Source organism: Microcoleus sp. Pol12B4, assembly GCF_036701385.1.
Classification (GTDB): domain Bacteria; phylum Cyanobacteriota; class Cyanobacteriia; order Cyanobacteriales; family Microcoleaceae; genus Microcoleus.
Map to the genome: position 1 here is coordinate 1 of NZ_JAUBQR010000086.1, position 9,540 is coordinate 9,540.

The window sequence follows — 9,540 nt, forward strand, 5'->3', positions numbered from 1 at the left end:
CTCATGAGAGCGCCGAGCGTGGATATGTTGAAAGAACGCATTCGCGATCGCATTTTGGAGGAGGCTGTAGCACTATGAGGCGGGAAGCATAACGGCTGCAAGATATATTAGATGCAATAGCCGCAAGCGTTTTTCCCCAGAGTTTCTGATGACCGTAAAAGCGCCCTGTGGTCTAACATAGCCCAAGTTTCTTTATTCGCCACAGAAATGGGTGGGACGGAAGACTAAGGGATTTCCAAGCCTGGGATCGCGATTGGGTATTCTGCTCGTCTAGCTCTCTGCTGCATTTACTAGAAGCCTACCTTGTAAGCGTTACTGAATTCATTGCGGGTGCAGGACAGTTGTAGGTGGTTTTTCGCTCGGTTTTCCCTAATAAAGAATACCGAGAGCAAGTGTAGCTCCCGGTATCAACTTTTCCAGTTCCGTTGTTGTTAAGTAAATCCAATTAGGCTCAATTTGGGAAAATTTGCCTCACTCGATTAAGCACAGCAGATCGTTATTGGTTAGCCTGTTCCAAAGTGGGATTTGCTGGAGTTCCAGCAATTTCAGCCAAATTAATCTTGACGACTTTATTGCGGGCTTCAGTTACTTTGGGCAGGGTTAGCGTTAGAATTCCATCTTTGTATTCAGCTTGCACAGAGTCATTTTGAATGTGTGCGGGCAAGGGAAGCACCCGATGGAATTTGCCATAGCGGAATTCAGAGCGGACGTAGCCAGATTTTCCGTCTGTGCTTTCGTAGCGGCGTTCGCCAGAGATAGAAATTGCTTCGCGAGTGACTTGAACGTCAATGTCTTTGGGGTCAATTCCAGGCAGTTGCGCTTTTAATACGAAGTTGTCCCCAGCATCAGCTAATTCCACAGCGGGCATCCAAGTAGCTTCTGAGTTATCTCTCGTTGTTGCCCGTTGGTCAAAAACTTTATCGAGTTGCTGGCGGATCGTTTCAATTTCTGTGAATGGTTGCCAATAGCGCATCAACATAGTCTGTCACCTCAAAGATTGGTAAAGCTTTATAAGGAAAGTTTGGGTTGAAGCTCATTGCTTACAGTTATTATGATGCCGCTCCCGGGCGTGGGAGGAACAGTCAGGAAAACCCTACTCAGTTAGTCGTATTTGCTAGAATAAGTGCGAAAGAAGCAGAATTCATTGGCAGTGAAGAAAACCGTACAAAGCTATTCCTAGAAACCGACAATACTGTGGCAACGCCATGATGCTCCAGCCGAGTGAACTCTGCACGGCACGAGCGTTGCCGGAAGTATCGCCGGTGTTGCCAACCGCACCAAAAATGCGGTGCGAGTGATGATGTGTAGCAGACGCGTAAGGACGTGCAAAGCGGGTAATCGCTGCTTTCCCATAGCCATCCCTCGCTGTATGAGGGATCTCGCATAATCCCGATCGACCTTAAATATCTCCCTTATTTCTTAGTCCGCAGAGGCGGAGTTAGTTTATGTAGTTGCGGTTTCAACCGCCGAACTATCTAGGGGGTACCTTGTATAAACCACTCGATCTATCCAAATTTCGTCAAGAATCGGAAAGCATCGAGTACATGACTCGCGCAAACGTAAGGCGAAGTATTGTAAAAAGCTTGCCAAGCCGCCGCTTTGTCTTCGTCGTATTTATCGGCTCTTTCCTGGTATTTTCCTAGCCAATTCAGCCGCACTGCGTGACCGACTAATACATCTAAAACGATGTATTCTTCTACCTGCAATTCAGAGTTGCGCTGGGCAATTGCTGCCAACTCCATCAGCGCCTCTATATTCACTTGTCGATATTCTGGCGCGACAATTTTATTCAGTAAATGCTCGATTTGTAGCGCAAAATTCTTTTCACCTGGGGTCATTTCCGATAAAATGATATGGCTATCTAACCGATTGCGACGCTCTAATTTGTCGCCAATTATCAAGCCTTTGCAGTGCCGCAGCAGTCCCCAAACACTCGGATAAAAATCCTTCGGTACGCGATTGACTCCACCTTCCATTTGCCGCTTCCGGCGCCATCCTCCCGCAGGCATTTGCGGTTCTTCGGAAACTGGCGCTACTACCCATTCAATATCTTTTTCTGGCTGTTTGACGCGCAGCGATTCTTGTTGTTTGAGGATTTGATTCATTTCCTCGTATTCTGTCAACACTTGGCGCAGGCGATTTTTGATTTCAAAGGGACTTAGCTGCATTAAATGTTCGTAAGCTTCATTTTGCGTCACTCCTAATTCGCGGGCTAATTCGCTTGTTAACAGCAGAATAAAGTAGCTAACTCTCAGTGTCAGCAGACCTTTAAATAATTGCGGTTCTGCTTTAATTAGAACACTGAGGTAAATTAGAATTTCTTGGGTTAGAACTCGATCGCGAATGTCTTCTCCGCAGAATTGGCGAATTTTGTCCATCACTTCCGTGTAAGATCCGGGTCGCGAAATTATCGAATCTTCGCTGTAGGCTTTCCCGACAGCAATTTGCTTTTGTCGCACCAAAATATCTGTCACTGCATCGGACAAGCTGATATCAACTTTGTCCAGCAAACCTGCGGCATGGCGGATGACTGCCCATTGGATTTTTGATTGCGAACTTTCTCCAGATTTTGTATAAACTTCGTTGAGCAAGTCCACAACTTTAACTATTTCTTCCGTACCTCCAAATCCTGTATCAAAATTTAATCCTTTGAGGCGAACCAACGTGTGCAGCAACTCAATTTGTTCGTACAAATTTTCTGAATCGCGCAGGCTGTTTAGCAAGAAGCTAGTATTAGTTTCGCACTCTAATTTAAATTCTTGCGTGTGACCCAAAGGCCAAGTTTTTTCAGAATTATAAGTTAGATATCGGGGCGTTTCTACTGCACCTGTCACCGGAGATTCTGTAAATTCAAAATCGTGCATTAAGTCAATTCTTTCGGTGCCAGCAGTCAGCATAAACTGCTTAAGATTTCCGAGTTTAACTGGCGTGTTTTTACAATATCCATCCCGGAATTCCTTCATTAATTCTAACAACGCTTCTCGGCCTGTTTCCAGCATTGTGTGAGTCAGCATCAGCGTTACCGTAGGGCGTCCCAACTGATACCAGTGGCGGTGAATGTGAGCTATTTCGCTCTTGATTTGAGCTACTAAATAATGGTAATCTAAAGTTAAGTAAAACTCTTGTCTGTTCAAAAATGAGGGGAGAAATACGATCGCCTCTTCGCGAACTTTAAACACCCGAGAAGTTGTTAAACTCCGCAAACGGCGCACGGGGCGCCCGGTTAAACCTAATGGGTCGTTGCGTCCCATTTCCGTGTAAATAGCTGATAATTCTTTAGTCTGGCGGACTTGAATTGGTTCTACCTGTTTTGGGGTTTGCGCCGCAATGCCGTTAGCGGCTAATTCTGCTTGCAAATCTTCGTCTTCAGCTAACAGTGCAATTTGCACTAAAGGTTCTCTGTGTTGGCCCACTGACAGGTGCCTTCCCAGCGGGTCAATATCGCCAACTGCGATTAATCCTTCGTTCAGCAATTGACCAAGGAAATACAAACTTTGCGCCCAAACTAGGGGGATATTTTCATTGGGTAAGCGCTGCTGGCTGCCGGGATTTAGCTTTTCGGCTTCAATATTTTCGGCGGGGACGTAGTACAATTCTGGTAGTAGTGGCACACCAGAGCGATCGACTGCCAGAGATTCCAAACGCTGCTGGTACTCCTGCACTTGGGCTTGATTTCCTTGAAATATGCCGTCCAAAAATAAATAAGTGAAAAATAGCGGCCACTCGCATTCAATATGCTCGAACTGCCTTAATTCTGTCGGTTCGTAGTGCAGGCGATCGGCATCTTCCAAGACTGTTTGGTGCCCGTCCCGCAGAAACCGCTTGCAGCCGTATTTTCCTTGCAATTTATTAATAATCTTATTTCTAGTCCGTTCTATTAATTCTCGGTCTTCCACAGCAAAAGCCGGAAAACTAATCACGCTCAATAAAGCAGCATCTACTTCTTTTGAACTAGATTCGCGAGGCAAAAGCGATTCCAAAGTTATGCGAGTTCTGGCAATTTCGTCTGGTAAAACGTGAATTACTGATGCTTGAGAGCCTTTAATTCCAAACAAATCCAACCCATTTATTGCTTCTAGGGCTGCTTTGGCCATGCCAACTGAACTGGCATTCAATTCTGCATTGCCCCGATTGATTTTATGACCTCTTTCCCAAATTCCGTAATCCGGCGTGCGGTAGGCTCTACCGATGTAGTAAACTAAATTTTGCACGAAATTGACTTCATCTATTGTAAAAATTACGTGCAGCCCGGAAGCCGTCATTTGAGCAAGAATTAATAAGAATATAGATGTAGCGTCTAACTGTAAATGTCCCCACTTGTCATCACCGACAACAATACCCCCAGTTTGAGTATTGTATTTAGCGTGCAGGGCATCTAGCGGCGACTGAGTATTTTTAAAACGTTCTACTTTGCTCGATTGCTGCATCATCGCAAACAGCAAGCCGCGCATCAGTTTGACTGTGCTGTGTTCGAGTTCAAATGTTCTACCCTGATCGCCATCAATTTTGCGGTAAGCTAAACCCAAACCCCAAACCGCGAGAATGCTGTACACGTTGTCGCGCACCCAGGCATCGGTGTAGTCGCCGTGGGCGTTAACGGCGGTACTCGCCGGCAGCAAACCAGTAATTGGATTTTGGCGCTTGAGGATGATGTTTTTGATTTGCTGGTAGTAATAATCTAACCTGGTTTGCCGCTGGGTTTTTGCGATCGCCATTTCGTTTTCCTTCTTTTTCCTGATGCGAGTAGATTTGGGGTGAATAGACTTTTAAATATATCAGAGATTAGATCATTTCTCAAGTTATCCAAACACAAAAAGGTAATTGCCATGTCTACCAAAAACCACAATAACAACAGCGTTCCTTTCGTAAAAGTTGTCTACTCTACAGTGAAAATTAATGGTAAAATTGAGCTAGTACCGATGGAATGGTACGCCGACGGCTCTGTCAAAAAAATCGAACACTAATACTCGATCGCACTTGGCGGGCCAAAACTCTAATGAACTTGCGCGATCGGTCGCTTATAAAAAAACCAGTTTCTGGGTCACCGAACGATGACTTAACAGACTATTGGTGGCACAAACCGGGTTTTTTGCGACCAAAAATGGTCTAGCGTCGATCGCCAATCTAAGCTAATTTAAATAACTAGGTGTGTAGGAATCTCAAAGAAAAAAATATGGATCGATCGCGCCCGCAATTTTCAGTGCTGGGACTACCAGTTCACATATTAGATGATTATGCAGGTTGGCTGATGGAGCGCCTGCATCAAGGGTTAGGAAGTCACGTCGTGACTTTGAATGCTGAAATGGCCATGCAAGCCGAGCAAAATCAGGCTTTAGCAGAGGTAATCCGCAAAGCTGAACTCGTGATTCCCGACGGTTCGGGAGTGGTGCTGTACTTGCGGCTGCGTGGCAAACCGGCACAGCGCTATCCGGGGATTGAATTAGCAGAATCGCTGCTGCAACAAGCCGGAAAATTGCCTGATTCGGAACCACTATTTTTCTTTGGAGGTTCCCCAGGAGTGGCGGCTGCGGCTGCCAAAACTTGGCAACAAAAGGTTAACGGATTGTCGATTGCTTCTCAACACGGTTATCTTTCCGCAGATGAAGAGAAAGACTTCCGCGAAAGCCTCAAACAAGTGCAGCCCAAACTAATTTTTGTAGGCTTGGGAGTGCCACGCCAAGAATTTTGGATTGCCGAACACAGACACCTTTGTCCTAATTCGATTTGGGTGGGAGTTGGTGGCAGTTTCGATATTTGGGCAGGAACAAAAACTCGCGCGCCGGCTTGGTTTTGCGACAATCATTTAGAATGGCTGTATCGGCTTTATCAAGAACCTTGGCGGTGGCGCAGGATGTTAGCTTTGCCACAGTTTGCATTGAAGGCTTTGGGAGATTTTCGAGGGTAAAAGTTCTCACTATAATCGGGTTTACGGGAGTTATGGCTGATATTGCCGATCGCGCGTGAACCCGCCGCTACAATAATTGTGGTTAATTTACGTGACATGATACAGTATATTCCCGTAGAGCTGGTAAACTTAATCTAGTAAGTAGATCGGCATGAAAAAACAATAATATCTTGTATGGGCGATCGCGAGCCAATATCTATAAAAGCCAGCAGCAAAGCCTTTTCCTCTTCATTAGATATTCTTGGCACCGAAAGGGAGTAATAGTACATCACCTATAGTCAAAATCCCATTTATGAGTAGTTCCCCAAGAAAGAAAAAAACGATCTTGTTTTTAGCAGCGAACCCTAAGAACTCTACGGTTTTGCGTTTAGGTGAAGAGGTTAAGGAAATTGCCGATGGGTTGCAACGCTCTAAAAAGCGTGAAAAATTTCAACTTGAGCAACAGTGGGCGGTAACGCCACGAGATATGCAGCGAGCTGTACTCGATTATAAACCAGAGATTGTCCATTTTTCCGGTCATGGTGTGGGAGAGGAGGGTTTAGCTCTAGAGGATGAGACAGGAAAGATTAAACTGGTAAATGCAAAAGCTTTAGCAAGTTTGTTCGAGCTGTTTATGGATCGGGTAGAATGCGTGGTACTCAACGCCTGCTATTCGGACGTACAAGCGGCTGCGATCGCACGCCATATTCCCTATGTTATTGGTATGAAGCAAGCGGTGGGAGATAATGCCGCCAGAAATTTCGCCGTAGGATTTTATGACGCACTGGCAGCCGGGGAATCTATAGAGTTTGCTTATAAGTCAGGCTGCGTTAGCATCAGTATGGCAGGTATCCCGGAAGAACTCACTCCTGTTTTAAAGAAGAAGTCAGATTTTGCTGACTTAGAGACAGTAGAACGAGCGATCGCTCCTGCTATTGAGAATATACTTGAGAAGTCGTCCTCTGCGATGGCAAATGCGCGATCGCTAGTCTCGCCTGCCGTTTCTCTCGCCAATTTAGATAACCCAGAAGGTTCTGTTAGTTTCGATTCCCCCCTATATATCGATCGTCCTCCCCTGGAATCAGACTGCTACCAAACTATTGCTAAACCTGGCGCTTTGATCCGAGTGAAATCACCCCGCAAAATGGGGAAGACTTCTTTATTACAGCGCATTTTATACTATTCAAGAGAACAGGGACATCAAACTGCCTATTTAAACTTTCAATCGGCTGATGGTAATTTTATTAGCAATCTCGATCAGTTGTTGCAATAGCTTTGTGTTGATATTACTAATCAACTAAATTTAGAAGATCGAGTAGCAGACTATTGGAAACAAGGGATGGGTAGCAAACAAAAATGCGGCAACTATTTTCAGCGCTACCTGTTAGCAACAATTACTACACCATTAACGTTAGGATTGGATGAAGTCGATCGAGTTTTTCAATATCCCCAAGTAGCGCAGGAATTCTTTGGTTTACTGCGGGCGTGGCATGAAAAAGGAAAAAACGAACCCGCTTGGAAAAAACTAAGTTTAGTAATTTCCCATTCCAAAGAAGTTTATATTCCACTCAACATCAACCAGTCGCCATTTAATGTAGGTTTATCAATTGAGTTACCAGAATTTAACCATCAACAAATTGTAGAGTTAGTACAAAAACATCAACTGAATTGGTCTGCCAGTCAGATAGAACAACTGATTGGAATGGTAGACGGGCATCCTTATCTGTTAAGAAAAGCCCTTTATGAAATTGCTCGCGGTTGTTTAACCTTAGAGGAATTTTTACAAAGTGCACCGACTGAAGAAGGAATTTACGGCGATCATTTACGTCATCATTTAATTCATCTCACTGCCGATCCAAATTTGGAAGCAGCAATGAAACAAGTAATTGCTAGTTCGGTTCCGGTACGATTAGAAGCCGAGCTAGCGTTTAAACTTCGCAGTAGGGGTTTAGTGAAGTTGCGAGGTAATGATGTGATTCCTCTGTGCAATCTCTGCCGCCTATATTTTAAAGACCGCTTGGGAGTTCATTAATTTGTACGTTGTTGCGCTTTAGCGCCAGATTTAGCGCTAAAGCGCAACAACGTACTTTTTTAAATAATTTAATTTTTGGGAGTTAGTTAATGAATGACAAACCCGATCTAAATTACGAATATCAAGTTGGCGGTAGCTTACCGATTGATGCGCCTACTTATGTTAGGAGACAAGCTGACCGAGATTTTTATGAAGGATTAAAGGCGGGAGAGTTTTGTTACGTCCTCAACTCGCGACAGATGGGGAAATCTAGCTTGCGAGTGCAGACAATGGCGAGATTGCAGCAAGAAGGATTTGCCTGTGCTACTGTTGATATCACGTCAATTGGCACGTCAGATATTACTCCTCAAGAGTGGTATTTTGGAATTATTGACTCCCTGGTAAATAGTTTTGAATTGTACGCTCGTTTTGATTCTTACGAATGGTGGACAAGTAAGGAATTGCTGTCTCCCGTTCAACGTTTAAGCAAGTTTATCCCAGAGGTATTGCTGGAATTTATCGATAAATCTATTGTGATATTTATTGATGAAATTGATAGCATATTAGCTTTGCCATTTAATGTGGATGACTTTTTTGCCGTTATTCGCGATTGTTTTAACCAGCGTGCAGATCAACCAGAATATAACCGCCTAATCTTTGCTTTGATTGGAGTAGCAACACCTTCCAATTTAATTAGTAATCACCTTCGCACTCCCTTTAATATTGGACAGGCTATTGAGTTAACGGGTTTTCAATTATCAGAAGCACAACCTTTGGCAGTTGGGTTAGAAACTCAAGCAGAAAATTCTCAGGCTTTGCTAGAGGCGGTATTATCTTGGACTGGTGGACAGCCATTTTTAACGCAGAAAGTTTGTAAATTACTTCTCAAGCATAATAACTCTGCATCAATCCGAAATCGTACTGAGTGGGTAGAAACTATAGTTAGAGATAAGATAATTAAAAATTGGGAAACTAAGGATGAGCCAGAACATTTAAAGACGATTAGAGACCGTATTTTAAACAGCAAACAATGGCTTAGTCGCTTATTAAGAATATATCAGCAAATTTTGCAACATGATGAGATTGCTGCTGATGATAGTCTGGAGCAGATGGAACTCCGCTTAACAGGTTTGGTAGTTAAGCAATCTGGTCAACTAAAAGTTTATAATCGGATTTATAAATCTGTTTTTAACCTGGATTGGGTGGAAAGACTGTTAGCAAATCTCCGCCCTTATAACGAAAGCTTAAAAAGTTGGATAGCTTCTGATTATAAAGATGAATCGCGACTGTTGCGGGGTCAGGCGTTGCAAGATGCTCAAACTTGGGCGGCCGGTAAAAGTTTAAGCGATTTAGATTATCAGTTTTTAAATGCCAGTCGGGAATTAAAAAAACGAGAAATTGAACAAGATTTAGAAGCACAGAAACAGGCTAATCAAATTTTGAATGAAGCGAATCAGACCCTAACCAAGGCACAGCAAAAGGCATTAAAGATTAGGACTGTGACTTCGGTTTTTGCTGTGGCTGCTATCTTAATTTCAACTGGGGCAACTGTTTTTGCCGGGAAGCAAGTCACTCAAGCTAATAATTTATCAAATACCATCCAGGAAAGTGCTTTTTCCAATCAATCATTTATTTCTGGACAGAC

6 protein-coding genes and 1 pseudogene are annotated in these 9,540 nt (G+C 43.8%); 5 read left to right on the forward strand and 2 right to left on the reverse strand.

The genetic code is table 11. The features are described 5' to 3' along the window. Nucleotides 1-496: 496 nt before the first annotated feature. On the reverse strand, nucleotides 497-979 hold the full coding sequence (locus QUA38_RS13845; RefSeq protein ID WP_333162621.1) for an Hsp20/alpha crystallin family protein: 483 nt from the start codon (nucleotides 977-979) through the stop codon (nucleotides 497-499). 47 nt (nucleotides 980-1,026) lie between these two features. Between QUA38_RS13845 and QUA38_RS13850 the strand changes: the two genes are divergently transcribed. Next, nucleotides 1,027-1,209, forward strand: a complete 183-nt coding sequence (locus tag QUA38_RS13850; protein ID WP_333162623.1) for a hypothetical protein — start codon at nucleotides 1,027-1,029, stop codon at nucleotides 1,207-1,209. A 296-nt stretch (nucleotides 1,210-1,505) separates the two neighbouring features. Here QUA38_RS13850 and QUA38_RS13855 read toward each other — a convergent pair whose 3' ends face one another. Further along, on the reverse strand, nucleotides 1,506-4,715 hold the full coding sequence (locus QUA38_RS13855; RefSeq protein ID WP_333162625.1) for a glycoside hydrolase family 15 protein: 3,210 nt from the start codon (nucleotides 4,713-4,715) through the stop codon (nucleotides 1,506-1,508). 111 nt (nucleotides 4,716-4,826) lie between these two features. Between QUA38_RS13855 and QUA38_RS13860 the strand changes: the two genes are divergently transcribed. From QUA38_RS13860 to QUA38_RS13875, 4 genes and pseudogenes are all read left to right on the forward strand, one after another. Further along, nucleotides 4,827-4,964, forward strand: a complete 138-nt coding sequence (locus QUA38_RS13860) for a hypothetical protein (RefSeq protein ID WP_190657693.1) — start codon at nucleotides 4,827-4,829, stop codon at nucleotides 4,962-4,964. Nucleotides 4,965-5,173: 209 nt separating this feature from the next. Beyond that, complete coding sequence (locus QUA38_RS13865; protein ID WP_333162627.1) at nucleotides 5,174-5,905, forward strand: WecB/TagA/CpsF family glycosyltransferase; 732 nt, start codon at nucleotides 5,174-5,176, stop codon at nucleotides 5,903-5,905. A 292-nt stretch (nucleotides 5,906-6,197) separates the two neighbouring features. After that, nucleotides 6,198-7,916 (forward strand): annotated as a pseudogene (locus QUA38_RS13870) (AAA-like domain-containing protein). 89 nt (nucleotides 7,917-8,005) lie between these two features. Then, nucleotides 8,006-9,540 (forward strand): AAA-like domain-containing protein (locus QUA38_RS13875; RefSeq protein WP_333162629.1); only part of this gene is annotated, 1,535 nt, incomplete at its 3' end.